Consider the following 24,101-nt stretch of genomic DNA (forward strand, 5'->3'; position numbering starts at 1 on the left):
CGCCGGAACCCTTTCTCCTCCCCTCGGGTTTCGGCGACAGGCGGCGGCCCCCTCCTCCTCCCTCGGGGGTCGCCGCGCAAGGATCATAGCCGCCCCATCCCGCGGCACCGGAACACGGCCCGCCCTTCCTCCTCCCCATAGGGCAGGGACGTTTGCGGCGAAGCCTCTCCTCCCCGGCTGAACCGCACCCTTCATAGCCGCCCTGTTTGCGGCACCCGATGCGACGGTCCTCTCCTCCTCCCTGGGGACCGGTCGTTGGCGGCAACGGCCTTTCCTCCTCCCCGGCCTTGCCGCACCCCATACGCGGCCCCTCCCTCCTCCCTGGGCCAGCGTTGCGCGGCGGCGCCCCTCCTCCTCCCTGGCGCCGCCGCCCCCATATAGCCGCCCTGTTTGCGGCACCCGATGCGACGGTCCTCTCCTCCTCCCTGGGGACCGATCGTTGGCGGCAACGGCCTTTCCTCCTCCCCGGCCTTGCCGCACCCTATACGCGGCCCCTCCCTCCTCCCTGGGCCAGCGTTGCGCGGCGGCGTCCCCTCCTCCTCCCTGGGCGCCGCCGCTTTCCATTTCCAGTCCCGGAACCGCCGCCCGCCGCCCGCGTTGTCGCGACGAAGCAGGAGAACCGGCGATGACCAAGCACGGCAAGGGCACAAAGGTCGAATGGGACTGGGGCACGGGCACCGCGACCGGCAAGATCACCGAATCCTTTACCGAGCCGGTCGAGCGCACCATCAAGGGCACCAAGGTCAAGCGCGACGCCGACAAGGACAATCCCGCTTATCTGATCGAACAGGACGACGGCGACCGCGTGCTGAAAAGCCACTCCGAACTGCGCAAGGCGACTTGAGCCTTTCGCCGGCGGACGGCGCGGGCTAAGGCGGGCCATGCTCAGCTATCAGCACGCCTATCACGCGGGAAACCTGGCCGATCTGCACAAGCACGCGCTGCTGGCCTGCGCGCTGGACTATCTGACGCGCAAGGACAAGCCGCTGTCCTATCTGGAAACCCACGCCGGGCGCGGGCTGTATTTCCTGGACGGCGCCGAGGCCGTCAAGACGGGCGAGGCGCGGGCCGGCATCCGACGGGCCGAGGCCGAGGGCTGGCTGCCCGCCGATCACCCGCTGCTGGCCGCCCTGGCGCAGGTCCGCCGCGGTTACGGCCCGCAGGCCTATCCCGGATCGCCGCTGATCGCCGCGCATTTCCTGCGCCGGGGCGATTCCGCGCATCTGGCCGAATTGCACCCCGCCGAACACGAGGCGCTGTCCCATGTCGCGGGCTTCGCCACGCTGCACCGGCAGGACGGCTTCCAGATGGCGCAGGCGGTCTGCCCGCCCACGCCGCGCCGGGGGTTGATCCTGATCGACCCCAGCTACGAGGTGAAGGCGGATTACACCGCGATCCCGCGCCAGATCGGACTGATCGCGCGCAAATGGAACGTCGGCGTCATCGCGCTGTGGTATCCGATCCTGACCGACAACCGCCACGCGCCGATGCTGGACGCGCTGGCGGCCGCCCATCCCCACGCCCTGCGGTCCGAGGTGGCCTTTGCCCCGGCGCGGCCCGGCCATTCCATGGCAGGCTCGGGCATGTGGGTGCTGAACGCCCCCTTCGGCCTGGACGGGCAAGCCGCGCGGATCGAGGCGATCTTCCGCCGGGCCGCCTGATCCAGGGGGATTCCCCTGCCCTTGCCGCTGTGGCATGATCCGCCTCGTCAACCCAGAACGGCCCGTTTCATGTCGCAGCGTCTTTCCCTCAGCGCCACCATTCTTCTGGCCCTGGCCGTGGCCCTGGGCGTTTACTTCGCCTTTGCCGCCGTGCAGGGCCCCTCGGGCATCCTGCGCCGCATCCAGATCGAGGCCGAAACGGCCGAGCTGGCCGTTCAGCGCGACAAGCTGAAGGCCGAGGTGCAACAGATGCAGAACCTGACCCGGCGGATGTCGGACGAATATCTGGATCTGGACCTGCTGGACGAACGCGCCCGCGAGGTGCTGGGCGTGATCCGCGCGGACGAGGTGATCCTGCGCTGACGCCCCGTCACCACCCCCTCACCGCCCCGTCACCCGGGCGCCACGTTCGCGGATTGCGCCCCCTTTCGTGATCGGCTACGGATAGTTTAACGCTGAACTATTCTGACCGCGCATCCAGGAGGAGCCACCGCATGGCCAGGAAGCCTGCCCCCGCAGCCGAAACACAGGCCGCAGAACCGCAGTCCAACACGTCCCGCGACGAACTTCTGCAATATTACCGCGACATGCTGCTGATCCGCCGGTTCGAGGAAAAGGCCGGCCAGCTTTACGGCATGGGCCTGATCGGCGGCTTCTGCCACCTGTATATCGGCCAGGAAGCGGTTGTGGTCGGCCTGGAGGCGGCCGCAAAGGAAGGCGACAAGCGCATCACCTCTTATCGCGACCACGGGCACATGCTGGCCTGCGGCATGTCCGCGCGCGGGGTCATGGCCGAGCTGACGGGCCGCGAGGGGGGATACTCCAAGGGCAAGGGCGGCTCGATGCACATGTTCAGCCGCGAAAAGCATTTCTACGGCGGCCACGGCATCGTCGGGGCGCAGGTGCCGCTGGGCGCGGGCCTGGCCTTCGCCGACAAGTACCTGGGCAACGACAACGTGACCTTCACTTATTTCGGCGACGGCGCGGCCAACCAGGGCCAGGTCTACGAGACCTACAACATGGCCGTCCTGTGGGATCTGCCGGTGATCTTCGTGATCGAGAACAACCAGTATGCCATGGGCACCTCGATGAAGCGGTCCACGCGTTCGACCACGCTTTATGGCCGGGGCGAGGCTTTCGGCATCCCCGGCGAGCAGGTGGACGGCATGGACGTGCTGGCGGTCAAGGCGGCTGGCGAGAAGGCCGTGGCCCACTGCCGCGCGGGCAAGGGTCCGTATATCCTCGAGGTGATGACCTACCGTTATCGCGGCCATTCCATGTCCGACCCGGCGAAATACCGCACCCGCGAGGAAGTGCAGAAGATGCGCGACGAACGCGACGCCATCGAGCATGTCCGCGAACTGCTGCTGCAAGGCAGCCATGCGAGCGAGGATGACCTGAAGGCCATCGACAAGGAGATCAAGGACATCGTCAACGATTCGGCCGAGTTCGCCAAGGAAAGCCCGGAACCCGCGCTGGAAGAACTGTGGACCGACATTTACGCCGAAGACCTGCCCCAGGGCAGCGCCGAAGAAGTCGCCTGAGGGAGGGCCGAATACATGGCAACCGAAATCCTGATGCCCGCCCTGTCGCCGACCATGGAGGAAGGCACCCTCGCGAAATGGCTGAAGAAGGAAGGCGATGCGGTGAAATCCGGCGACATCATCGCCGAGATCGAGACCGACAAGGCCACAATGGAATTCGAGGCCGTCGATGAAGGCATCCTGGGCAAGATCCTCGTCTCGGAAGGCTCGCAGGGCGTGAAGGTCAACACCCCCATCGCCGTCCTGGTCGAGGAAGGCGAATCCGCCGATGACGTGAAGGCCCCGGCGCCGCAGGCCGCCCCGGCGGAAGCGAAAGCCGAAGCCCCCGCGGCATCCGCCGTCGAGCAGGTCAAGACGCCCGAGCCCGACCGCTCTCCCGACTGGCCCGAAGGCACGAAGATGAAGACCATGACGGTGCGGGAAGCCCTGCGCGAAGCCATGGCCGAGGAGATGGAGCGCGACGAGACCGTCTTCCTCATGGGCGAGGAGGTCGGCGAATACCAGGGCGCCTACAAGATCAGCCAGGGTCTGCTGGACCGCTTCGGCCCGCGCCGCGTGGTGGACACCCCCATCAGCGAGATCGGCTTTGCCGGCATCGGCACCGGCGCCGCGCTGGCGGGGCTGCGCCCCATCGTCGAGTTCATGACCTTCAACTTCGCCATGCAGGCGATGGACCACATCATCAACTCGGCCGCCAAGACGCTGTATATGTCGGGCGGGCAGATGGGCTGCCCCATCGTGTTCCGCGGCCCGAACGGCGCCGCCGCCCGCGTGGCGGCCCAGCACAGCCAGGATTACGCCGCCTGGTATGCCTCGGTCCCCGGCCTCAAAGTCGTGATGCCCTATTCGGCAGCCGACGCGAAAGGCCTGATGAAGCAGGCGATCCGCGATCCGAACCCGGTGATCTTCCTGGAAAACGAGATCCTCTACGGCCGGTCCTTCGAGGTGCCGGACCTCGAGAACTTCACCATCCCCTTCGGCAAGGCCCGCATCGCGCGCACCGGCGGCGACGTGACCATCATCAGCTTCGGCATCGGCATGGCCCATGCGCTGGAAGCCGCCGACAAGCTGGCGGCCGACGGGATCGAGGCCGAGGTGATCGACCTGCGCACCCTGCGCCCGATCGACTACGCGACGATCATCGAATCGGTGAAGAAGACCAACCGTTGCGTGACGGTCGAGGAAGGCTTCCCGGTGGGCTCCATCGGCAACCACCTGTCGGCCTACATCATGGAAAACGCCTTCGATTACCTGGACGCCCCGGTGATCAACTGCACCGGCAAGGACGTGCCCATGCCCTATGCCGCCAATCTTGAAAAGCACGCGCTGATCACCGCCCCCGAGGTGGTGGAAGCCGTGAAAAAAGTCACCTATCGCTGAGGGGAACGCGTCATGCCGACAGAAATCCTGATGCCCGCGCTGTCCCCCACCATGGAGGAAGGGACGCTGGCCAAATGGCTGGTCAAGGAAGGCGACGCGGTCAAGTCCGGCGACATCATCGCCGAGATCGAGACCGACAAGGCCACAATGGAATTCGAGGCCGTCGATGAAGGCACCATCGGCAAGCTGCTGGTGACCGAGGGCAGTGCGGGGGTCAAGGTCAACACCCCCATCGCCGTGCTGCTGGAGGAAGGCGAGGATGCCTCGGCCGTGGCCAGCCCGGCCCCCGCCGAGGCCGCTTCCCCCGCCGCCGCCGAGGAAAAGGCCGCGGCCGAGAAAAGCTACGGCAGCCCCATGAACCCGCCGGTCGCGGGCGATACCGGGACGGCCAAGGCCGCGCCAGCCAAGTCCGAAGGCAATCGCGTCTTCGCGTCCCCCCTGGCCCGCCGGATCGCCGCCGAAAAGGGCATCGACCTGTCGGGCATCACCGGCACCGGCCCGCGCGGCCGGATCGTCAAGGCCGATCTCGAAGGCGCGCAGCCCGGTGCCGCCAAGCCCGCAACCGCGCCCGCCGCAGCCGCGCCCGCCGCCGAACCCGCCGCCCCGGCCCTTGCGGCCCAGGCTCCGAAAGCGCCCTCAGCCGACGCGATCCTGAAGATGTATGCGGACCGCGAGACGACCGAGGTGCAGCTTGACGGGATGCGCCGCACCATCGCCGCCCGGCTGGGCGAGGCCAAGCAGACGATCCCGCATTTCTACCTGCGCCGCTCGGCCAAGCTGGACGCGCTGATGACCTTCCGGGGCGACCTGAACAAGCAGCTGGAAGCCCGCAAGGTCAAGCTGTCGGTCAACGACTTCGTCATCAAGGCCTGCGCCCTGGCCCTGCAAGAGGTGCCCGACGCCAACGCCGTCTGGGCGGGCGACCGCATCCTGAAGCTGAAGCCCTCGGACGTGGCTGTGGCCGTCGCCATCGAAGGCGGTCTGTTCACCCCGGTCCTGAAGGACGCGCATCAGAAGACCCTTTCGGCCCTGTCGGCCGAAATGAAGGATCTGGCCAACCGCGCCAAGACCAAGAAGCTGGCTCCTCACGAATACCAGGGCGGCAGCTTCGCGATCTCGAACCTCGGCATGTTCGGGATCGAGAATTTCGACGCGGTGATCAATCCGCCCCACGGCGCGATCCTGGCCGTCGGCGCGGGCATCCAGACCCCCGTGGTGGAAAACGGCGAGGTGGTGGTCCGCAATGTTATGTCCATGACCCTGTCGGTCGATCACCGCGTCATCGACGGCGCCCTGGGCGCGCAACTGCTGGAAGCCATCGTCAACCATCTGGAAAACCCTATGGGCATGCTGGCCTGAAGCATTCCAGCCAAACGAAAGGGGCGCTCCACGGCGCCCCTTCTTCTTTGTCCAAATACCCTCTGGGGGTCCGGGGGGCGAAGCGCCCCCGGCCGCCGCGGGACGCAAATCAGCGCAAGGCGTCCTCGATGGCGCCGACAAAGGCGTCCAGGTCGTCCGGGTTGCGGCTGGTGATGACGCCCCGGTCCACCACGACCTTTTCGTCCACCACCTCGGCGCCCGCGTTCCTCATGTCGGTGCGGATCGAATCGTAACTGGTCAGGCGGCGACCCTGCGCCAGTCCCGCCTCGGCCAGCAGCCAGGGCGCGTGGCAGATCGCGGCGACGGGCTTTCCGGCATCGGCAAAACCGCGTATCAGCGCGACCGCCTTTTCGTTCTTGCGCAGGTTGTCGGGATTGATCACCCCGCCCGGCAGAACAAGCGCGTCGTAACCGGCGGCATCGACATCGGCGATGGCCTTGTCCGCCGTGACCGACTTGCCCCAGTCGTTCTTGTCCCATGCCTTGATGGCGCCCGCCTTTGGCGCCGCCACCGTCACATCGTGGCCGGCGTCCTTCAGCTTTTCCAGGGGCACGAACAGTTCGGACTGCTCGAACCCGTCCGATGCCATGATCAGAACCTTTGCCATGAACGGCCTCCTTTCGCGTCAGCCCACCCAATGCGGCGGCCTCGGCGAAGTTCCCCCGCTATTCCGCCGCCTGCCGGGGCCGGTTCAGCCCGATCCGCCGCGCCACCCAGCCGGTCAGCCGCCCCTGCCCGCCATGGATCAGCGAGAACAGCGCCGGCACGAACAGCAGCGACAGCACGGTGGACAAAAGCAACCCCCCGATCACCGCGATGGCCATGGGCGCGCGGAACTCGCCCCCTTCGCCGGTCGCCAGGGCCGACGGGATCATCCCCGCGCTCATGGCGATGGTGGTCATCACGATGGGACGGGCGCGCTTGTGGACCGCGTCCAGGATCGCGTCGCGCTTGGCCACGCCGCGCTCGATGGCCGACAGCGCGAATTCGACCAGCATGATCGAGTTCTTGGTGACGATCCCCATCAGCATCAGAAAGCCGATCACCACCGCCATGCTGATGGAATGGCCGGTGACGAACAGCGCCAGGATCGCGCCGCCGATGGCCAGCGGCAGCGACAGAAGGATCGACACCGGCGTGATGAAGTTGTGGAACAGCAGCACAAGGACGACATAGACCAGCATCACCCCCGCGCCCATGGCGGTGCCGAAGGCGCCGAAGACTTCGCCCATGATCTCGGCATCGCCCGAGGGCTGGATGCGCGTGCCGGGCGGCAGTTCGACCTGGCGCTGCAAGGCCTCGACCTGCGCGCTGACCGGCCCCAGCAGTTCCCCGTCGGCCAGGTTCGCGTTCACCGTGGTCTGGAACTGGCGGTCGTATCGCCCGATCTCGGTCGCCCCGGCCGACAGGCTGACATCGGCCACCGCACCCAGCGGCACCTGCCCTTGGGTCGAGTTGACCCGAAGGTTCTGAACCGTGATCAGGTCGGCGCGGGCCTCGGCGTCCAGCCGCACGACGATGGGTATCTGTTCGTCGCCCGCGTTGAACTTGGCGAGGTTCGACTCGACATCGCCCAGCGTCGCCACCCGCAGCGTCGTCGCCATGTCGCTGGCGGACACGCCAAGCTGCGCCGCCACGTCGGCGCGGGGCGTGATCTGGATCTCGGGCCGTTGCAGCCGGGCCGTGGTGGTGACGCTTTCCAGCGAGGACAGCCCCGACATGGCGGCGGCCAGGCGTTCGGCGGCAAGGGCCGCGCCGTCCTCGGTCTGGCCCAGGACGTTGATGGTCAGGTCGTTCTGGCCGTTCTCGTTCTGGAAGTTGATGCGCATGTCGGGCGTGCCGGACAGGCGGCGCTTCAACTCCTCCTCCAGCACGAATTGCGACCGTTCGCGGGTTTCCTTCTTGCCATAGTTGATCATCGCCCGCGCCTTGGTCACGTCCGACCCGTCGCTGTAGACGAAGACCGACTGCACCTCGGGCACGGCGTCGATCCGGGCGGACAAGCTGCGGGCGGCGCCTTCGGTGTCGTCGATGGTGGCGCCGGGGGGCAGCTCGACCTCGATCTGGCTGCGGCCGATGTCGGATGCCGGGATGAACTCGGTCGGCAGCAGGGTCGCCGAATAGATCGATCCCGCGAAGATCCCCAGGCCCGTCAGCAGCGTCAGGCCCCGGTGGCGCATGGTCCAGCCGACGATGCGCATCAGGTTGCGCATGACAAAGCCGTCGCGCTCCTCGGCGCCATGCGCCGTGCCGCGCATCAGATAGGCGGCCATCATCGGCGTGATGATCCGCGCCACCAGCAGCGAGAACAGGACCGACACCGCAACCGTCAGCCCGAACTGCTTGAAATACTGCCCCGGTATGCCGCCCATGAAGCTGACCGGCGCGAACACCGCGACAATGGAGAAGCTGATGGCGATCACCGTCAGCCCGATCTCGTTCGCGGCTTCCTCGCTGGCCTCATACGGCGGGACGCCCATGCCGATGTGGCGGACGATGTTTTCGATCTCGACAATGGCGTCATCGACCAGGATGCCGGTGACAAGGGTGATGCCCAGCAGGCTGATGCCGTTCAGGGTGAAGCCCAGCCAGTGCATCACGAAAAAGGTCGGGATGATCGATAAGGGCAGCGCCACGGCGGCGACCAGGGTGGCGCGCCAGTTGCGCAGGAACAGGAACACCACGACCACCGCCAGCGCCGCGCCTTCGTACAGCGTTTCCATCGCGCTGTGATAGCTGGCCTCGGTATAGGTGGTGGCGTCGTCGATCAGGGTGATGCGGGCGTTCGGGTAACGCTCGCCGATCCGGGCCAGGCGCTCCTTGGCGCCGTCCCCCGCCGCCAGGTCGGACGCGCCCGTGGTCCGGTAGATGCCGAAAGCCACGACCGGCTGGCCGTCCAGCAGGGCGAAGCTGCGCTCCTCGGCCGGACCGTCGATGACGCGGCCAAGCTGGTCCAAGCGGATCGTGCGGCCATTGGCGATCGTGATCGGCGCCCCGGCAAGCTGTTCCACGCTGTCGGCGGCCCCCAAGGTGCGGATGGAGTATTCGCGCCCCGCCAGATCGCCGCGCCCGCCGCCCAGGTCGATGTTGCGGGCGCGCAGCTGGTTCGACACGTCCGCCGCTGTCAGCCCATGCGCCAGCAGCCGGTCGGGGTCCAGTTCCACCTTGATCTCGCGCGCCGCCCCGCCGATGCGGGCGGTCTTGCCGACGCCCGCGACGGTGGACAATTCGCGCCCGATCACGTCGTCCACGAACTTCGACAGCGATTCGATGGATTGGGTCGGGTCGCTGACGGCATAGGTCAGGATCGGCATTCCGGTTACGTCCAGCCGCTGCACCAGCGGCTCGCTGATGCTTTCGGGCAGCTGCTGGCGGACGTTGGACACCGCGTCCTTCACGTCGTTCACCGCGCGGTCGCTGTCGGTTTCCAGCTCGAACTCGACCACGATCACCGCCGTGCTGTCGGTGGCTGTGGAGGTGATGTGGCGCACCCCCGTGACCGAGGCAATGCTGTCCTCGACCGGCTGGATGACCTGCGTGGTCAGTTCGGCGGGCGCCGCGCCGGGCTGGTCGATGGTGACCTGCACGATGGGCAGGTCGATGTTGGGCATGGCCGTGACCGGCAGGCGGGTAAAGCTGTAAAGCCCGACGATCAGCAGAACCAGAAAGACGGCGATGGGCGGAACCGGGTGGCGGATCGACAGGGTCGAGAAGTTCATGGCCCCGCCCCGTCGGCCGCAACCGGACGCACCTGGTCGCCGGTGCGGAAAAAGGCGCCCGAGCGGGTGATGACCCGTTCGCCCAGGGCCAGCCCCTCGACGATTTCTCGCCGTCCGTTCCACAGCAGTCCGGCGCGGACCGGACGGGTCTCGACCGTGCGGCCCGTGACCACCTGCACGCGTTCGCCGGCGTCGTCGGCCAGAACGGCGCCGGCGGGGACCGTCACCGCCTCGCGCCGGTCGGTGATCACCCAACCGCTGGCGAACTGCCCGATCCTGATGCCGCTTGCGGCCTCCAGCGAGATGCGCATGACCCCAAGCCGCGTCACCGGATCGACCGAGGCGGGCACGAGCCGCACCGATCCCGCCACGGGGCCGACGCCCGCCACGGTGATTTCGGCCGGATCTCCCGCCTTCAGGCCGGCCAGCGCCGTTTCGATCACCTCGGCCGACATCTCGACCGCGCCATCGGCCAGCAGGGTGAACAGCGGCTCCGTTCCCGCCCCGGCCAGGGCGCCCAGTTCGGCGGTGCGCGCGACAACGGTGCCGGCCACCGGGGCGGCGATGTCGGCCCGGGCCAGGTTCAGATCCGCGATCCGCCGCGCGGCCTCGGCCTGGGCCAGCGCGGCGCGGGCCACGGCCAGCCCGTCGGCGGCAGAGGCGGCCTGCGCGCGGGCGTTCGCCTCGGCGGCGATGGCGTCGTCCAGCGCGGATTGCGAAACCGTGCCCGCCTCGCGCAGCCGCTGCACGCGCTGCAAGGTCGTCCGCGCCTGCGTCAGGGATGCCTGGGCGCTGTCGATGGTGCTTTGCGCCTGGCCCACGCCCGCCTCGGCGCGCAGGTATTCGGCGCGGGCCTGTTCCAGCAGCGCCGACAGCGTTTCCTTGGACAGCCGGGCCAGCACCTGGCCCTTGGCCACGCTGTCGCCCGCCTCGGCCAGGATCTCGGTGATATCGTAGCCCGAAACCTGGGGAAAGACCTGCACCTCTCGGCGCGCGACGATGGTGCCGGAAACGGGGACGCGGGCCTGGACCTCGAACCGGGCGGCGGGTTCGACGGTGACCGAGGGCGCGACCCGCGCGGGGGCCTCGGATGCGGTGGCGGGTTCGTTGGCCGATGCGGTCAGCGGCAGGGCCAATGCGAAAAGAAGAACGGAAAGGACTCGCATGGGACAGCCTGCGATGATGACTTGGCCCGCAACATAGGCGCTGAAGCCTGCGGCAACAACGCGCGCGTGAAGGACTGCCTAGAAGTTGACCGACACGCCCGGCAGATTCAGTTCGGCAACAAGGTCGCGCAGTTCCTGCCGCGCGGCGATATTGGACATGGACAGCTGTTCGGTGCCGATGTCCTTGAGATCCAGCAGCGTCAGCCCGCGCGGGAACAGCTCGCGGAAGATGACGCGTTCGGAAAAGCCCGGCGCGACGCGAAAGCCGATCCGTTTCGACAACGATTGCAGCGCGCCGCCGACCTTGCGCTTGTTGTGCATCGCCTGCGTGCCCAGGCGGTTGCGCAGCACCAGCCAGTCGATCGGCCCGGCGCCCGCCTGCGCGCGCATCTGCCGCGCCGACCAGACCATCTCGGCATAGATCGAGGGTCCGAGGATCTTCCCCTCGGGCGACAAGCGCGCCAGCAGGTCGAAATCGACAAAGCTGTCGTTCATCGGCGTGATCAGCGTGTCGGCCAGGGTATGGGCCATCTGGCTCAGCTTCGTGTGCGACCCGGGGCAATCGAGCAGGATGAAGTCGCACTCCGCCTCGAGCGCGGTCAGCGCGGGGGACAGCGGATCCCCGCCCTCGCCCAGCGCGCCGATCACGGGCATGGGCAGATCCAGCCCCTCGCGCGCGGCGAAATGGGCGCGGTTCTCCAGGTATCGGCCAAAGCTGCGCTGCCGCACGTCCAGGTCCAGCCCGCCCACGCGGTGGCCCATGCGCGCCAGGGCGGTCGCCACATGCATCGACGTGGTGGACTTGCCCGAGCCGCCCTTTTCGTTGCCCACGACGATGATATGCGCCACAAGGCCGCCCCTTGCCGGTTTCTCGACTGCGCGGACCCTAGCGGTGCCGCCGCGCGAAGGAAAGCGCCGCCACGCCCGGCCCCGCGTTCGGCGGGCCAGGGGTGCGGTTCCGCAACATCCACCTGTTCCGCAAGCGGATTTAATCACGACATAGATGCTGTATTTTTCTTGCATCGCCGGGGCGGATCTGGCCTGTTGGAGCAAAGCCGCGTTTCAACGCAGGAGGAAACGAGATGACCCCGAACTTCATCACCGGCCTCGTGATGCCCCTGCCTGCGGCGTCGGCGGATCCGCTGGCCTTGTGGATGGACGATGCGCCGAAGGTCCGGCAGGATCTGGGCTTTGCCACCATCGCCATCGGCCCGCGCCAGCCGGCCCAGGGCCCGGTGCTGCGCCACCTGCGCGATGGCCGGGTCAGCATCGACGCGGGCGGGCGCATCCTGACCGGCAACAGGGTCGCGCCCAGGCCCGCAGCCCGCAGCCTTTGGGCGCGGATCAGCGGATGGGCCAGCTAGGCGTGCGCCGGTTCGTCCGATTTCAGCAGCAGGGACAGCGCCCCAAGCGTGGCAAGAATGCCCGGCAGAACCGCAAGGCCGGGCAGCCCTCCGCCCAGGGCCGCTTCCAGCCCGATCACCCAAAGCGGCGTGAGATAGGTATAGGCCATCACCTTGGCCGAAGGCAGGCGCAGCGCCGCATACTGCACCAGCATCGTGGTGAAGGCGCTGGCGAAGACCGCGACATAGAGGATCGTGATCCAGACGATCGCGGGAAGCTGCCCCCAGGCCGTCGCGGTCAGCGCGTCCCATCCCCAGACGGCCGTCAGGATCCCGCCCGCGACCAGCGTCCCCAGCGACGAGATCAGCGGCCCCTCACCGCGGTTCAGCCTGCGGACCAAGGGCGTGTACAGCGCGTGCAGCGCGCAGCCGGCGAAATAAACCGCCTCGCCCCGCCCGATCTCCAGCCGCATCAGGGCAGCGGGGTCGCCGCGAAAGATCACCCACAGCGCCCCCGCCCCGCCAAGCGCAAGCGCCAGGGCAAGGTGGCCCGTCACCCGCTGGCGCAAAAGCCACCAGCCGAATCCCGCCGCCATGACCGGGGTCAGCGTGAAGACCGCGCTGGCGGCCACGGCGGGGGCGGTCTTCAGCCCTTCGAACATCAGCACGAAATAGCCGGCGAAAGCGCCGCCCAGGGCCAGGTATCGCCAGGGCGCCTCGAGCAGCGCGCGCGGCCTGCCGCGGCCCGGAGCCAGGGCCGCGATCCCGGCCAGCACGCCCGCCGCGATGATGAAGCGCGACACCGTGATCGCCGCCGGGTCGATCAGGTTCGCGGCCCTGACGCCCAGCGAGAACGACCCCGCGACCAGCGCCGAGAACAGCCCCATCGCCGCATGGCCGCGCAGCGCCTCGGTCCGGTTCACTGGCGGCCCAGCATGTAGAACTCGTCGTTTGCGCGGAAATCCCCGGCATTGGCGATCCGGTTCGACATGCCGAAAAACGCGGCGATGGCGCCGATGTCCCAGATTTCATCCGCGTCGAAGCCCGCGTCGCGCAGCGCCTGGTGATCCGCATGGCCGATCTGATGGGCCGCGACCGTGACCTTTTCGGCATAGGTCAGCATCGCCTTCTGCCGGTCGGTCAGATCCGCCTTGCGCCAGTTGACGGCGACCTGATCGGCGATCAGCGGGTTTTTGGCCCGGATGCGCAGGATCGCGCCATGGGCCACCACGCAATACTGGCAGTTGTTGATGCCGCTGACCGCGACCACGATCATCTCGCGCTCGGCCTTGGTCAGGCCCGCGTCCTTGTCCATCAGCGCCTGGTGATAGGCGAAAAAGGCGCGGAATTCGTCGGGCCGATGGGCCAGCGCCAGAAAGACGTTGGGCACAAAGCCGGATTTCTCGGCCACGGTGGCGATGGCGTCCTGCATGTCCTGCGGCAGGCCGGCAAGATCGGGCACCGGAAAGCGGCTGATGGGATGGGTCATGGTGGTTCCTCCTTGCGGCGCAGATTGGCCTGCGGCTTGCAGACTGTGAAGGGGTCAGCTGCCTCGCAGAACCGCGACGGCGGCCCCGACCTTGGGCGTGCGGTGCAGATCCACATGCGTGACCAGCCACAGCCGCGATTCCCATTCGGGCAGGGCCATGACCTCGACCAGCCCCTCGGCGCGGGACGGCGAAAGGGGACCGATGGCAAGGCCCGCGCGGATCACCGCCTCGCGCGCGGCCTCGTCGCTGGCGGTCAGCACGATCTGGGCGGGATCCGCGCGGTCCTCCAGCCAGCGCATCAGGGGCGCATTGCGCGCTTGCGGGCCAAGAACCGCCAAGGGATGCCCGGCGATGTCCGTCACCTCGCCACGCGCGGCGATGTATTCGGGCGCGGCATAGATCGGATGCCGCATCGTTCCCATGGGCCGCACGACGTAATCGGGTTCGGTCGGCTGGCGGCCCGCGCGGATCGCCACATGCGCCTCTCCGGCGTCCAGGCGGAACAGGCGCACGTCGGTGACATAGTTCACCCGCAGCCCCGGATGCTGGCGCATCAGCCGGACCAGCCGGGGCATGACCACATCGGCCAGCTCGGGCAGCGAGGTGACAACCAGTTCGCCCTCGATCCGGTCGCTGCCGCCCGCGATCCAGGCGGCCAGCTGGGCAAAGCGTTCGTCGGCCTCGCCCGCGACCTTCAGCAGGGCCCGCCCCGCTTCGGTCAGGGCATAGCCGCGCGGGTGGCGCTGGAACAGCTTGACGCCAAGCTGCGCTTCCAGCCCGTCGATGCGGCGGATCACGGTGGCGTGGTGGACGCCCAGCGTCTCGGCCGCCGCGCTGACGGTGCCGCTGCGCGCCACGGCCAGCGCGACGCGAAGATCGTCCCAACTGTCGAAATTCATGTGCATCCCCGCACAGAGACTGCGCGTTTATCGCCATTCCTTTTGCCGGGGCCTAGCCCTAAATCACCGCCAACCCACCGGAATCCGAACGGACTCGAACCATGAACATCCTGCATATCGACAGCGCCATCACGGGCGAGGCTTCCGTTTCGCGCAAGCTGACCGCCGACATCGTGGCAAAGCTGACCGCCGCCAATCCCGGCGCCACCGTCACCTATCGCGACCTGAACGAGGGCGTTCCCGCCATCGACACCGACTGGTTCGCCGCCGTCCGCATGGCGCCCGCAAACCCGACGCCCGAACAGCAGGCCATCATTGCCGCCTCGGACGCCTATCTGGCCGAGGTCCAGGCGGCGGATGTCCTGGTGATCGGCATGCCGATCTACAACTTCATGCTGACGGCGCAGTTGAAGAACTGGCTGGACCAGATCGCGCGGGCCGGAAAATCCTTCCGCTATACCGCCGAAGGCCCCGAAGGCCTGCTGAAGGGCAAGCGCGCCATCATCGCCTACAGCGCGGCGGGCACGCCCATCGGATCGGAATTCGATCATGCCTCGGGCTATATCCGCTTCATGCTGGGTTTCCTGGGCATCACCGACGTGGACTTCGTGGCCGCCGACCGCCTGGCCATGGACCGCGAGGCGGGGCTGGCCCGCGCCCAACAGGCGCTGGAAAAGCTGGCGGCCTGATCCCCCATGCGTAACGAGTGTCACGGCCCGCGTTGACTCGCGGGCCGTTTTTTCGTATCAGCACCCGGATTCCCGGAAGGATTGGCCTTCCGGTCCCCGTTTCACGGCGGGGATCGCCCCCCGTCAGCGCGTCGCGCCCACGGGGGCCGCACTGTTTTGGACCAAAGGAGGCCCGGCGATGTTCGAGAACCTTTCCGACCGTTTGGGCGGCGTCTTCGACCGGCTGACCAAGCAGGGCGCCCTGACCGAGGACGACGTGACCGCCGCCATGCGCGAGGTCCGCGTGGCCCTGCTGGAGGCGGATGTCTCGCTGCCGGTGGCGCGCAACTTCGTCAAGGCGGTCACGCAGAAGGCCACCGGGTCCGCCGTCACCAAGTCGATCACCCCCGGCCAGCAGGTCGTCAAGATCGTCCATGACGAGCTGATCAAGGTCTTGCAGGGCGAGGATGCACCCGACGCGCTGCGCATCGACAACCCGCCCGCGCCGATCCTGATGGTGGGTCTGCAAGGCTCGGGGAAAACCACCACCACCGCAAAGCTGGCCCTGCGCCTGAAGGAGCGCGAGAAGAAGCGCGTGCTGATGGCCTCGCTCGACACCAATCGCCCGGCGGCGATGGAGCAGCTGGCGATCCTGGGCCGTCAGATCGGCGTCGACACCCTGCCCATCGTGCCGGGCCAGACCGCCCCGCAGATCGCCAGCCGCGCCAAGCAGCAGGCGGCGCTTGGCGGCTATGACGTGGTGATGCTGGACACCGCAGGCCGGCTGCACATCGACCAGGCGCTGATGGACGAGGTCCAGGCGGTCCGCGACATCGCGCAGCCGCGCGAAACGCTGCTGGTGGTCGATGGCCTGACCGGCCAGGACGCCGTGAACGTCGCGACCGAGTTTGACCAGAAGGTCGGCGTATCCGGCGTGGTGCTGACCCGGATGGACGGCGACGGGCGCGGCGGTGCCGCGCTGTCGATGCGCGCGATCACCGGCAAGCCGATCCGCTTCGTGGGTCTTGGCGAAAAGATGGACGCGCTGGAAACCTTTGACGCGCAGCGCGTCGCGGGCCGGATCCTGGGCATGGGCGACATTGTGGCCCTGGTGGAAAAGGCCCAGCAGGTGCTGGAGGTCGAGCAGGCCGAGCGCATGATGAAGCGGTTCCAGAAGGGGCTGTTCAACATGAACGACCTGAAAGGCCAGCTTGAACAGATGCAGAAGATGGGGGGCATGCAGTCCATCATGGGCATGATGCCCGGCATGCAGAAAATGGCCAAGCAGGCCGAGGCCGCGGGCATGGACGACAAGGCGATCAGCCGCCAGATCGCGCTGATCAATTCCATGACCAAGAAGGAGCGCGCCAATCCCGACATCCTGCAAGCCAGCCGCAAGAAGCGGATCGCGGCGGGCGCGGGGATGGAGGTGTCGGAACTGAACAAGCTTCTGAAGATGCAGAAGCAGATGGCCGACACGATGAAGAAGCTGGGCAAGATGGGCAAGGGCGGGATGCTGAAGCAGGCCATGCGCGCCATGACCGGCAAGGGCGGCGGTTTGCCCGACCTGGAAAACCTCGACCCCGCCAAGATGGCCGAGGCGCAGAAGATGCTGACCGATCCCAAGGGCCTCGGCGGGCAGTTGGGCAAGGCCGGTCTGCCGGGCGGCTTGTCGGGAATGTTCGGAAAGAAATGATGGACGCCCGCGCCGACCCCGCCGCCCGCGCCGCCGCCCTGCTGCGCGACCACCGCGCCAGCATCGACCGGCTGGACGCGATCCTGGTCTATACGCTGGCCGAACGCTTCAAGCACACCCAATCCGTCGGCCGCCTCAAGGCCGACCACGATCTTCCGCCGTCCGATCCCGCCCGCGAAGCGCAGCAGATCGAGCGGCTGGAACGCCTCGCGCGCGAGGCCGACCTGGACCCGGAATTCGCGCGCAAATTCCTGAACTTCGTGATCGCCGAAGTGATCCGGCACCACGAAACCTTCCAATCCTGACGGGGCGCCGCCCCACCACGCCATTCTAAAGGAGAACCCCAATGGCAACGAAAATCCGTCTGGCCCGTGGCGGCAGCAAGAAGCGCCCGCACTACGCCATCGTTGTGTCCGATTCGCGCATGCCGCGCGACGGCCGCTTCCTGGAAAAGCTGGGCACCTACAACCCGCTGCTGGCCAAGGACAGCGAAGACCGCATCAAGCTGGATCTGGACCGCGCCAAGCACTGGCTGGACCAGGGCGCCCAGCCGACCGACCGCGTGGCCCGCTTCCTGGAAGCCGCCGGCGTCCGCGAGAAAGCCACCCGCGCCAACATGAAGAAGGCCGAGCCGGGCAAGAAAGCCACGGCCCGCGCCGCCGAAAAGGCCGCGAAAGCCGCCGCCCCAGCCGAGGCCGAGTGATCCGACAGGGCGGGGGCACACCCCGCCCTTTTCCGTTAAAGGGGGATGCATGACACAAGACCGCATCTGCGTGGGCGCGATTGCCGGAGCCTTCGGGGTCCAGGGCGAGGTGCGGCTGAAAAGCTTTTGCGCCGAGCCTGCGGATATTGCGAACTACACTCCCCTGACGACCGAGGACGGCAAGCGCAGCTTCACTGTGAAGCTGACCCGTCCCGTGACCGGCGGCCTTGGCGCGCGCCTGTCGGGCGTCGCCACCCGCGAGGAGGCCGAGGCGCTGAAGGGCACGACCCTTTGGGCGCCGCGATCCGCCCTGCCCTCGCTTCCCGACGATGAATTCTACCACGCCGACCTGATCGGGCTGGAGGTCGTCGATACCGGCGGCGCCATCCTGGGCCGGGTCCGGGCGATCTTCGACCATGGCGCGGGCGACATCCTGGAGGTCGTCGGCGGCAAGAACGTGCTGCTGCTGCCCTTCACCCGCGCCGTCGTGCCGACCGTTGATCTGACGGCGAAGCGCATCGTTGCCGATCCCCCCGCCACCGATGAGTGACCAGCCCAAATCCCACGGCCGCCTGTCCATCACCGCCAGCCTGCGCCCGCGAGAGCTGATGGCCGAACCGCAGGTGCAGGGCGCCTGGACCGCCAGCATCGTCACCCTGTTCCCCGAGGCCTTTCCCGGCATCCTGGGCCTGTCCTTGACCGGCAAGGCGCTGGCGCAGGGGTTGTGGAACCTGCGCACCATTCCCTTGCGCGACTTCGGCGTGGGCCGCCACCGCAATGTCGATGACACGCCGGCAGGCGGCGGCGCGGGCATGGTGATCCGCGCCGACGTGATGGACGCGGCCCTGCGCGAAGCCAGGCAAGGCCCGCCCCGCCCGGTGATCTACATGTCCCCGCGCGGTGCCCCGCTGACCCAAGCCCGTGCACGCGATCTGGCGCAGGGCAACGGCGTCACCCTGATCTGCGGCCGCTTCGAAGGCGTGGACCAGCGCGTCCTGGACGCCCACGCCGTCGAGGAAATCAGCATCGGCGACTATGTCCTGACCGGAGGGGAGATCGCCGCTCAGGTCTTGATCGACGCGACGGTTCGCCTTATACCGCGCGTGCTGGGGAATCACGACTCTCTGGCCGAGGAATCCTTTTCCATCGGCAACAGGGGGCTTCTGGAAGCCCCCCAGTTCACGAAGCCCGCCCAATGGGAAGGCCGCGAGATACCGGAGGTTCTGCTGTCCGGCAATCACGCGGCCATTCATCGTTGGAGGGCCGGTGAGGCCGAAAGGCTGACAAAGCAACGCCGCCCCGACCTGTGGCGGGCATACCAGGACGGTATGGACCCGGCAAAGGACCGACAGCTCTCGGGCGCATCAGACCAATCGCGGGGCTACCGCGAGCATGACAAGGAACCCAGGCGATGAACCTGATCGCAGAACTCGAAGCCGAGCAGATCGCCCAGCTCGGCAAGACCATCCCGGATTTCAAAGCCGGCGACACCGTGCGCGTCGGCTACAAGGTGACCGAGGGCACCCGCACCCGCGTGCAGATGTATGAAGGCGTCTGCATTTCCCGTCGGGGCGGCGCGACCCTGGCCGCCAGCTTCACCGTGCGCAAGATCAGCTTCGGCGAAGGCGTGGAACGCGTGTTCCCGCTGTATTCGACCAACATCGATTCGATCGAGGTAGTGCGCCGCGGCAAGGTCCGCCGCGCCAAGCTGTACTACCTGCGCGACCGTCGCGGCAAATCGGCCCGGATCGTCGAGAAAACCAACTACCGCCCGCTGTCCGACGCGAAAGCCTGAGGGATCATCCGATGAGAAAAGACATCCATCCCGATTACCACACCATCGAGATCAAGATGACCGATGGCACCACCTACCAGACCCGCTCGACCTGGGGTTCGGAAGGCCAGACCATGACGCTGGACATCGACCCCACGGTGCATCCCGCCTGGACCGGCGGCTCGGCCAAGCTGATGGACACCGGCGGCCGCGTGTCGAAGTTCAAGAGCAAATACGCGGGCCTGGGCTTCTGATCCCGTCCGGCAATCCCGTGCGAAACGCCGCCCCATCCGGGCGGCGTTTTCATGTCGCACCGTCCGATCCCCCCACCGGCACCGTAAAGATCGCGTGATCCCATGCACCGGATTCCCGCCTGTCACGTTGTGGATGTCGCAAACGTCTTGACCAGGAGGATCACCGATGCGTTTGACCAGGATCACCGCAGCTGCCGCCGCCACCGCCCTGTTGAGTTCCGTGGCCGTGGCGCAAGACACGCCGGCGACGGTTGTCGATATTGTCGTGAATTCCGAAGACCACACCACGCTCGAGACGGCCGTGGTGGAGGCAGGCATGGCCGAAACCCTGTCCGGCGACGGACCCTTCACGATCTTCGCGCCCACCGACGCGGCCTTCGCCGCCCTGCCCGACGGTGCGCTTGACGCCGCGCTGGCGGAAGAAAGCAAGGATACCTTGAAGGCGATCCTGGGCTGTCATGCGGTGGCGTCCAAGGCCATGGCCGCCGACGTGATCGCGCTGGTCGAACAGGGCGGCGGCTCTGCCGAGGTCACAACGGTCGGCAATTGCCGCCTCAACCTGACGGTGGCCGATGGCACGGTCAGGATCAACGACGCCGTGTCCGTAACCGCCGCCGACCTGGCTGCGGGCAACGGCGTTGTTCACGTGATCGACGGCGTGCTGATGCCGGCGATGTGACCGCATCGTCCTGCTGACCGGAAAAGGAGGCCTTCAGGCCTCCTTTTTTTCACGTCATGCCGCCTCGGCCCCCGGCTCGACCAGGGCCACGATGTCCATCATGATCGTGTTCAGCTGGAAATCCTTGGGCGTGTAAACCCGCGCCACGCCCATAGCCCGCAGACGGGCCGCGTCCTCGTCGGGGATGATGCCGCCCACGATCACCGGAACATGATCCAGCCCCGCCGCGCGGATCCGCGCCATCAGATCCTCGATCAGCGGCAGGTGGCTGCCCGACAGGATCGACAGGCCGACGACATGGGCATCCTCCTCGACCGCGCGCGCGACGATCTGCTCGGGCGTCAGGCGGATGCCCTCGTAGGTGATGTCCATGCCGCAGTCGCGGGCGCGGAAGGCGATCTGTTCGGCGCCGTTGGAATGGCCGTCCAGGCCCGGCTTGCCCACCACGAACTTCAGCCGGCGTCCCAAGCGGGCGCTGACGGCATCGACGGCCTCGCGGATCTCCTCCAGCCCCTCGGTGCGGTTGGACGGGCTGGCCGACACGCCGGTCGGGCCGCGATATTCGCCATGGACCTGGCGCATCACGCCCGCCCATTCGCCGGTGGTGGCCCCCGCCTTGGCGGCGGCAATCGAACCGGGCATGACGTTTTCGCCGCGCCGCGCCGCGTCGCGCAGCGCGCCGAGCGCCAGCTGCACCGCCCCTTCGTCCCGCGCGGCGCGCCAGGCGCGAAGCCGCGCGATCTGGTCCTGTTCCACCGCCGGATCGACGACCATGATCCCGCCGTCGCCCGCCGTCAGGGGCGACGGCTCGCCGCCCTGCCAGCGGTTCACGCCGACCACCACGGTTTCGTTCGTCTCGATCCGCCCCAACCGCTCGGCGTTCGATTCGACCAGCCGCGCCTTCATGTAGTCGATGGCGGCGATGGCGCCGCCCATCTCGTCCAGCAGGCGCAATTCGTCGCGCGCGCCCGCCTTCAACTCCTCGACCTTGGCGGCGATCGCCGGGTTGCCGTCGAACAGGTCGCCGTATTCCAGCAGGTCGGTTTCATAGGCCAGGATCTGCTGCATCCGCAGCGACCATTGCTGGTCCCAGGGGCGCGGCAGGCCAAGCGCCTCGTTCCAGGCGGGCAACTGCACGGCGCGGGCGCGCGCGTTCCTGGACAGCGTGACCGCCAGCATCTCCAGCAGGATGCGGTACACGTTGTTTTCCGGCTGCTGTTCCGTCAGACCCAGGCTGTTCACCTGCACGCCATAGCGGAAGCGGCGGTATTTCTCGTCCGCGATGCCATAACGGTCGCGGGTGATCTCGTTCCACAATTCGGTGAAGGCGCGCATCTTGCACATCTCGGTGACGAAGCGGATGCCCGCGTTCACGAAAAAGCTGATGCGGCCAACCATCTCGGGGAAGCTTTTGGGCGGAACCTTGTCCCTGAGGCCGTCCAGCACGGCGATGGCGGTCGCCAGGGCATAGGCCAGTTCCTGCTGCGGCGTGGCCCCCGCTTCTTGCAGGTGATAGGAACAGACGTTCATCGGGTTCCACTTGGGCAGGTGTTCCCGCGTAAAGGCCGCCACGTCGGTGATCATCGCCAGGGACGGCCTGGGCGGACAGATATAGGTGCCGCGTGACAGGTATTCCTTGATCAGGTCGTTCTGAACGGTGCCTTGCAGCCTGGCGATGTCGGCCCCCTGCTCCTCGGCCACGGCGATATAAAGCGACAGCAGCCAGGGGGCCGTCGCGTTGATCGTCATCGAGGTGTTCATCTGTTCCAGCGGTATCCGGTCGAACAGCGCCCGCATGTCCCCCAGATGGCAGATCGGCACGCCGACCTTGCCCACCTCGCCCCGCGCCAGGACGTGATCGCTGTCATAGCCCGTTTGGGTCGGCAGGTCGAAGGCCACCGACAGCCCGGTCTGCCCCTTCGCCAGGTTGCCGCGATACAGCGCGTTCGATTTCTCGGCGGTGGAGTGACCCGCATAGGTGCGGAACAGCCAGGGTTTGTCCTTGTCGGCCATGCGGCGCCTCGCAACAATATTTCTGTCTGTTAAGCGATACCGAAACAAACATGCTCCGTCAATTCGCCGCAGCGCGGCGCAGAACCGCATCTTTCGGACATTTTGTTACCCTTATTGCATCAGAGTTGTTGCAATCTTGCGCGATCATCACTTACCTCTGGGATCACACGGCGGCGATTCTGCGCCGCAGCAGATGCAGGAGAAGCTGATGGCCCTCGATTCCCCCACTCCGATCGCCCCCTACGACGCGCCCGTGAAGGATCTCTACGACATCGGCGAGATGCCGCCCCTGGGCCATGTGCCCGCTCGGATGCACGCCTGGGCGATCCGCCAAGAGCGCCAGGGCGAACCGGATCAGGCCATGCGGCTGGAGGTCGTCGAAACCCCGGCCATAGACAGCAACGAGGTGCTGGTCCTGGTGATGGCGGCGGGCGTCAACTACAACGGCATCTGGGCGGGCCTGGGCGTGCCGATCAGCATGTTCGATGTTCACAAGCAACCCTATCACATCGCCGGATCGGACGCCTCGGGGATCGTCTGGGCGGTGGGCGACAAGGTTAAGCGCTGGAAGGTCGGCGACGAGGTCGTCATCCACTGCAACCAGGACGACGGCGACGACGAGGAATGCAACGGCGGCGACCCGATGTATTCGCCCACGCAGCGCATCTGGGGCTATGAAACGCCCGACGGCAGCTTCGCCCAGTTCACCCGCGTTCAGTCCCAGCAGCTGATGCCGCGCCCCAAGCACCTGACCTGGGAGGAATCGGCCTGCTACACCCTGACGCTGGCCACCGCATACCGGATGCTGTTCGGGCACGAGCCGCACGAGCTGAAGCCCGGCATGAACGTGCTGGTCTGGGGCGCCTCGGGCGGGCTCGGTTCCTATGCCATCCAGCTGATCAACGCGGCGGGCGGCAACGCCATCGGCGTCATCAGCGAGGAGGACAAACGCGACTTCGTTCTGGGCCTGGGCGCCAAGGGCGTCATCAACCGCAAGGAATTCAACTGCTGGGGCCAGTTGCCCACCGTGAACACGCCCGAATACAAGGCCTGGTTCAACGAGGTCCGCAAGTTCGGCAAGGCCATCTGGGACATCACCGGCAAGGGCAACAATGTCGACATCGTTTTCGAGCATCCGGGCGAGGCGACCTTCCCGGTTTCGACCTTTGTGTGCAAGAAGGGCGGCATGGTGGTGATCTGCGCGGGCACCACGGGCTTCAACTGCACCTTCGACGTGCGTTACCTGTGGATGCACCAGAAGCGCATCCAGGGGTCGCATTTCGCGCATCTGAAGCAGGCCAGCGCCGCCAACAGGCTGATGCTGGAACGCCGCCTGGATCCCTGCATGTCCGAGGTGTTCCCCTGGGCCGAAATTCCTGCCGCGCATGTGAAGATGATGAAGAACCAGCACAAGCCCGGCAACATGGCGGTGCTGGTCCAGGCCCCCGTGACCGGGCTGCGGACCTTCGAGGATGCGCTGGAAGCCCGCCGCTGAGGCGATTCAAATCTAAATCTGCGTGTCGCCTGTCTCGGGCCGGCGGCACTTCCATTCGACCACGTGGTCGTCCGGGTGGGCGGCGACCCATCGCGCCAGCTCGTTCTGACCTTCCAGCAGGCACGTGAACAGGCCGTTCCGCTCCTCGAACAGCAGGCTGTGTTCGGTGCAGCGTTGCGGATCGCTGATCAGGCAGGTGACAAAGAACAGTTCGATCATCGCGCGTTCCTTCCGATG

At 67.2% G+C, this 24,101-nt stretch carries 26 protein-coding genes; 17 read left to right on the plus strand and 9 right to left on the minus strand.

Features of this window, described 5'->3' with window-relative positions; translation table 11 throughout:
* Window positions 1–625 precede the first annotated feature (625 nt).
* The 6 genes from ACFOM8_RS05530 to ACFOM8_RS05555 all read left to right on the plus strand — a co-directional run bounded on the left by ACFOM8_RS05530 (window position 626) and on the right by ACFOM8_RS05555 (window position 5,944).
* A complete protein-coding gene (locus ACFOM8_RS05530) occupies window positions 626–844 on the plus strand; it encodes a hypervirulence associated TUDOR domain-containing protein (protein ID WP_377760085.1) in 219 nt (72 codons plus the stop codon).
* Between the two features lie 37 nt (window positions 845–881).
* A complete protein-coding gene (rlmJ, locus tag ACFOM8_RS05535) occupies window positions 882–1,661 on the plus strand; it encodes a 23S rRNA (adenine(2030)-N(6))-methyltransferase RlmJ (protein ID WP_377760087.1) in 780 nt (259 codons plus the stop codon).
* A gap of 69 nt (window positions 1,662–1,730) precedes the next feature.
* On the plus strand, window positions 1,731–2,024 hold the full coding sequence (locus tag ACFOM8_RS05540; protein WP_377760089.1) for an FtsB family cell division protein: 294 nt from the start codon (window positions 1,731–1,733) through the stop codon (window positions 2,022–2,024).
* A 131-nt stretch (window positions 2,025–2,155) separates the two neighbouring features.
* Window positions 2,156–3,205, plus strand: a complete 1,050-nt coding sequence (gene pdhA / locus ACFOM8_RS05545; protein ID WP_377760090.1) for a pyruvate dehydrogenase (acetyl-transferring) E1 component subunit alpha — start codon at window positions 2,156–2,158, stop codon at window positions 3,203–3,205.
* Window positions 3,206–3,220: 15 nt separating this feature from the next.
* Window positions 3,221–4,585, plus strand: a complete 1,365-nt coding sequence (locus ACFOM8_RS05550) for a pyruvate dehydrogenase complex E1 component subunit beta (RefSeq protein WP_377760092.1) — start codon at window positions 3,221–3,223, stop codon at window positions 4,583–4,585.
* A 12-nt stretch (window positions 4,586–4,597) separates the two neighbouring features.
* On the plus strand, window positions 4,598–5,944 hold the full coding sequence (locus ACFOM8_RS05555; protein WP_377760094.1) for a pyruvate dehydrogenase complex dihydrolipoamide acetyltransferase: 1,347 nt from the start codon (window positions 4,598–4,600) through the stop codon (window positions 5,942–5,944).
* A 109-nt stretch (window positions 5,945–6,053) separates the two neighbouring features.
* On the opposite strand, the gene ACFOM8_RS05560 is transcribed toward ACFOM8_RS05555, so the two are convergent.
* The 4 genes from ACFOM8_RS05560 to ACFOM8_RS05575 form a co-directional block, all read right to left on the minus strand.
* Window positions 6,054–6,572: a type 1 glutamine amidotransferase domain-containing protein gene (locus tag ACFOM8_RS05560; RefSeq protein ID WP_377760096.1), complete on the minus strand. Its 519-nt coding sequence runs from the start codon at window positions 6,570–6,572 to the stop codon at window positions 6,054–6,056.
* A 58-nt stretch (window positions 6,573–6,630) separates the two neighbouring features.
* Window positions 6,631–9,684, minus strand: a complete 3,054-nt coding sequence (locus ACFOM8_RS05565; RefSeq protein WP_377760098.1) for an efflux RND transporter permease subunit — start codon at window positions 9,682–9,684, stop codon at window positions 6,631–6,633.
* A complete protein-coding gene (locus ACFOM8_RS05570; RefSeq protein WP_377760100.1) occupies window positions 9,681–10,850 on the minus strand; it encodes an efflux RND transporter periplasmic adaptor subunit in 1,170 nt (389 codons plus the stop codon). Before ACFOM8_RS05570 ends, ACFOM8_RS05565 begins: the two co-directional genes overlap by 4 nt.
* 78 nt (window positions 10,851–10,928) lie before the next feature.
* Entirely contained in the window at window positions 10,929–11,699 is a 771-nt protein-coding gene (locus ACFOM8_RS05575) for a division plane positioning ATPase MipZ (protein ID WP_377760101.1), read from the minus strand.
* 233 nt (window positions 11,700–11,932) lie between these two features.
* Here ACFOM8_RS05575 and ACFOM8_RS05580 point away from each other — a divergent pair, with 233 nt between their 5' ends.
* Window positions 11,933–12,214, plus strand: a complete 282-nt coding sequence (locus ACFOM8_RS05580) for a hypothetical protein (RefSeq protein ID WP_377760103.1) — start codon at window positions 11,933–11,935, stop codon at window positions 12,212–12,214.
* Here ACFOM8_RS05580 and ACFOM8_RS05585 read toward each other — a convergent pair.
* From ACFOM8_RS05585 to ACFOM8_RS05595, 3 genes are read right to left on the minus strand one after another with little or no spacing between them, the layout of a single operon-like run.
* On the minus strand, window positions 12,211–13,080 hold the full coding sequence (locus ACFOM8_RS05585; protein ID WP_377760604.1) for a DMT family transporter: 870 nt from the start codon (window positions 13,078–13,080) through the stop codon (window positions 12,211–12,213). The genes ACFOM8_RS05580 and ACFOM8_RS05585 overlap by 4 nt on opposite strands.
* A 32-nt stretch (window positions 13,081–13,112) precedes the next feature.
* A complete protein-coding gene (locus ACFOM8_RS05590) occupies window positions 13,113–13,682 on the minus strand; it encodes a peroxidase-related enzyme (RefSeq protein ID WP_377760105.1) in 570 nt (189 codons plus the stop codon).
* A 54-nt stretch (window positions 13,683–13,736) separates the two neighbouring features.
* A complete protein-coding gene (locus tag ACFOM8_RS05595; protein ID WP_377760107.1) occupies window positions 13,737–14,582 on the minus strand; it encodes a LysR family transcriptional regulator in 846 nt (281 codons plus the stop codon).
* Between the two features lie 101 nt (window positions 14,583–14,683).
* Here ACFOM8_RS05595 and ACFOM8_RS05600 point away from each other — a divergent pair, with 101 nt between their 5' ends.
* The 9 genes from ACFOM8_RS05600 to ACFOM8_RS05640 all read left to right on the plus strand — a co-directional run bounded on the left by ACFOM8_RS05600 (window position 14,684) and on the right by ACFOM8_RS05640 (window position 20,356).
* Window positions 14,684–15,271: an FMN-dependent NADH-azoreductase gene (locus ACFOM8_RS05600; protein WP_377760109.1), complete on the plus strand. Its 588-nt coding sequence runs from the start codon at window positions 14,684–14,686 to the stop codon at window positions 15,269–15,271.
* A gap of 178 nt (window positions 15,272–15,449) precedes the next feature.
* Window positions 15,450–16,946 (plus strand): signal recognition particle protein, encoded by a 1,497-nt coding sequence (gene ffh, locus ACFOM8_RS05605; RefSeq protein WP_377760111.1) that lies wholly within the window; start codon window positions 15,450–15,452, stop codon window positions 16,944–16,946.
* The gene (locus ACFOM8_RS05610) at window positions 16,943–17,251 is read left to right on the plus strand and encodes a chorismate mutase (protein ID WP_377760113.1); all 309 of its coding nucleotides are present in this window, start codon (window positions 16,943–16,945) and stop codon (window positions 17,249–17,251) included. Before ffh ends, ACFOM8_RS05610 begins: the two co-directional genes overlap by 4 nt.
* Window positions 17,252–17,292: 41 nt before the next feature.
* Entirely contained in the window at window positions 17,293–17,649 is a 357-nt protein-coding gene (rpsP, locus tag ACFOM8_RS05615; protein ID WP_207100987.1) for a 30S ribosomal protein S16, read from the plus strand.
* Between the two features lie 49 nt (window positions 17,650–17,698).
* On the plus strand, window positions 17,699–18,199 hold the full coding sequence (gene rimM / locus ACFOM8_RS05620; protein WP_377760115.1) for a ribosome maturation factor RimM: 501 nt from the start codon (window positions 17,699–17,701) through the stop codon (window positions 18,197–18,199).
* On the plus strand, window positions 18,192–19,064 hold the full coding sequence (gene trmD / locus ACFOM8_RS05625; protein ID WP_377760117.1) for a tRNA (guanosine(37)-N1)-methyltransferase TrmD: 873 nt from the start codon (window positions 18,192–18,194) through the stop codon (window positions 19,062–19,064). The genes rimM and trmD overlap by 8 nt, the downstream gene beginning before the upstream one ends.
* A complete protein-coding gene (rplS, locus tag ACFOM8_RS05630; RefSeq protein WP_377760119.1) occupies window positions 19,061–19,444 on the plus strand; it encodes a 50S ribosomal protein L19 in 384 nt (127 codons plus the stop codon). Before trmD ends, rplS begins: the two co-directional genes overlap by 4 nt.
* 11 nt (window positions 19,445–19,455) lie before the next feature.
* A complete protein-coding gene (rpmE, locus tag ACFOM8_RS05635) occupies window positions 19,456–19,677 on the plus strand; it encodes a 50S ribosomal protein L31 (protein ID WP_268942120.1) in 222 nt (73 codons plus the stop codon).
* Window positions 19,678–19,843: 166 nt separating this feature from the next.
* A complete protein-coding gene (locus ACFOM8_RS05640) occupies window positions 19,844–20,356 on the plus strand; it encodes a fasciclin domain-containing protein (protein WP_377760121.1) in 513 nt (170 codons plus the stop codon).
* Window positions 20,357–20,410: 54 nt separating this feature from the next.
* Here the strand turns inward: ACFOM8_RS05640 and ACFOM8_RS05645 are convergent, their stop codons facing one another.
* Window positions 20,411–22,369 carry a methylmalonyl-CoA mutase family protein gene (locus tag ACFOM8_RS05645; RefSeq protein WP_377760123.1) on the minus strand — a complete coding sequence of 653 codons (1,959 nt, stop codon included), beginning with the start codon at window positions 22,367–22,369 and terminating at the stop codon, window positions 20,411–20,413.
* Between the two features lie 208 nt (window positions 22,370–22,577).
* Between ACFOM8_RS05645 and ccrA the strand changes: the two genes are divergently transcribed.
* The gene (gene ccrA / locus ACFOM8_RS05650) at window positions 22,578–23,864 is read left to right on the plus strand and encodes a crotonyl-CoA carboxylase/reductase (RefSeq protein WP_377760125.1); all 1,287 of its coding nucleotides are present in this window, start codon (window positions 22,578–22,580) and stop codon (window positions 23,862–23,864) included.
* Window positions 23,865–23,876: 12 nt separating this feature from the next.
* On the opposite strand, the gene ACFOM8_RS05655 is transcribed toward ccrA, so the two are convergent.
* Window positions 23,877–24,083: a hypothetical protein gene (locus ACFOM8_RS05655; RefSeq protein ID WP_377760127.1), complete on the minus strand. Its 207-nt coding sequence runs from the start codon at window positions 24,081–24,083 to the stop codon at window positions 23,877–23,879.
* Between the last annotated feature and the right edge of the window lie 18 nt (window positions 24,084–24,101).

This window comes from Paracoccus angustae (assembly GCF_042648745.1).
Lineage (GTDB): Bacteria > Pseudomonadota > Alphaproteobacteria > Rhodobacterales > Rhodobacteraceae > Paracoccus > Paracoccus angustae.

Bases quoted from the DNA above. Each gene is read 5' to 3' on its own strand.
- ACFOM8_RS05530 (WP_377760085.1), top strand. From the start codon at position 626: ATGACCAAGCACGGCAAGGGCACAAAGGTCGAATGGGACTGGGGCACG.
- rlmJ (WP_377760087.1), top strand. From the start codon at position 882: ATGCTCAGCTATCAGCACGCCTATCACGCGGGAAACCTGGCCGATCTG.
- ACFOM8_RS05540 (WP_377760089.1), top strand. From the start codon at position 1,731: ATGTCGCAGCGTCTTTCCCTCAGCGCCACCATTCTTCTGGCCCTGGCC.
- pdhA (WP_377760090.1), top strand. From the start codon at position 2,156: ATGGCCAGGAAGCCTGCCCCCGCAGCCGAAACACAGGCCGCAGAACCG.
- ACFOM8_RS05550 (WP_377760092.1), top strand. From the start codon at position 3,221: ATGGCAACCGAAATCCTGATGCCCGCCCTGTCGCCGACCATGGAGGAA.
- ACFOM8_RS05555 (WP_377760094.1), top strand. From the start codon at position 4,598: ATGCCGACAGAAATCCTGATGCCCGCGCTGTCCCCCACCATGGAGGAA.
- ACFOM8_RS05560 (WP_377760096.1), bottom strand. From the start codon at position 6,572: ATGGCAAAGGTTCTGATCATGGCATCGGACGGGTTCGAGCAGTCCGAA.
- ACFOM8_RS05565 (WP_377760098.1), bottom strand. From the start codon at position 9,684: ATGAACTTCTCGACCCTGTCGATCCGCCACCCGGTTCCGCCCATCGCC.
- ACFOM8_RS05570 (WP_377760100.1), bottom strand. From the start codon at position 10,850: ATGCGAGTCCTTTCCGTTCTTCTTTTCGCATTGGCCCTGCCGCTGACC.
- ACFOM8_RS05580 (WP_377760103.1), top strand. From the start codon at position 11,933: ATGACCCCGAACTTCATCACCGGCCTCGTGATGCCCCTGCCTGCGGCG.
- ACFOM8_RS05585 (WP_377760604.1), bottom strand. From the start codon at position 13,080: ATGGGGCTGTTCTCGGCGCTGGTCGCGGGGTCGTTCTCGCTGGGCGTC.
- ACFOM8_RS05590 (WP_377760105.1), bottom strand. From the start codon at position 13,682: ATGACCCATCCCATCAGCCGCTTTCCGGTGCCCGATCTTGCCGGCCTG.
- ACFOM8_RS05595 (WP_377760107.1), bottom strand. From the start codon at position 14,582: ATGAATTTCGACAGTTGGGACGATCTTCGCGTCGCGCTGGCCGTGGCG.
- ACFOM8_RS05600 (WP_377760109.1), top strand. From the start codon at position 14,684: ATGAACATCCTGCATATCGACAGCGCCATCACGGGCGAGGCTTCCGTT.
- ffh (WP_377760111.1), top strand. From the start codon at position 15,450: ATGTTCGAGAACCTTTCCGACCGTTTGGGCGGCGTCTTCGACCGGCTG.
- ACFOM8_RS05610 (WP_377760113.1), top strand. From the start codon at position 16,943: ATGATGGACGCCCGCGCCGACCCCGCCGCCCGCGCCGCCGCCCTGCTG.
- rpsP (WP_207100987.1), top strand. From the start codon at position 17,293: ATGGCAACGAAAATCCGTCTGGCCCGTGGCGGCAGCAAGAAGCGCCCG.
- rimM (WP_377760115.1), top strand. From the start codon at position 17,699: ATGACACAAGACCGCATCTGCGTGGGCGCGATTGCCGGAGCCTTCGGG.
- trmD (WP_377760117.1), top strand. From the start codon at position 18,192: ATGAGTGACCAGCCCAAATCCCACGGCCGCCTGTCCATCACCGCCAGC.
- rplS (WP_377760119.1), top strand. From the start codon at position 19,061: ATGAACCTGATCGCAGAACTCGAAGCCGAGCAGATCGCCCAGCTCGGC.
- rpmE (WP_268942120.1), top strand. From the start codon at position 19,456: ATGAGAAAAGACATCCATCCCGATTACCACACCATCGAGATCAAGATG.
- ACFOM8_RS05640 (WP_377760121.1), top strand. From the start codon at position 19,844: ATGCGTTTGACCAGGATCACCGCAGCTGCCGCCGCCACCGCCCTGTTG.
- ACFOM8_RS05645 (WP_377760123.1), bottom strand. From the start codon at position 22,369: ATGGCCGACAAGGACAAACCCTGGCTGTTCCGCACCTATGCGGGTCAC.
- ccrA (WP_377760125.1), top strand. From the start codon at position 22,578: ATGGCCCTCGATTCCCCCACTCCGATCGCCCCCTACGACGCGCCCGTG.
- ACFOM8_RS05655 (WP_377760127.1), bottom strand. From the start codon at position 24,083: ATGATCGAACTGTTCTTTGTCACCTGCCTGATCAGCGATCCGCAACGC.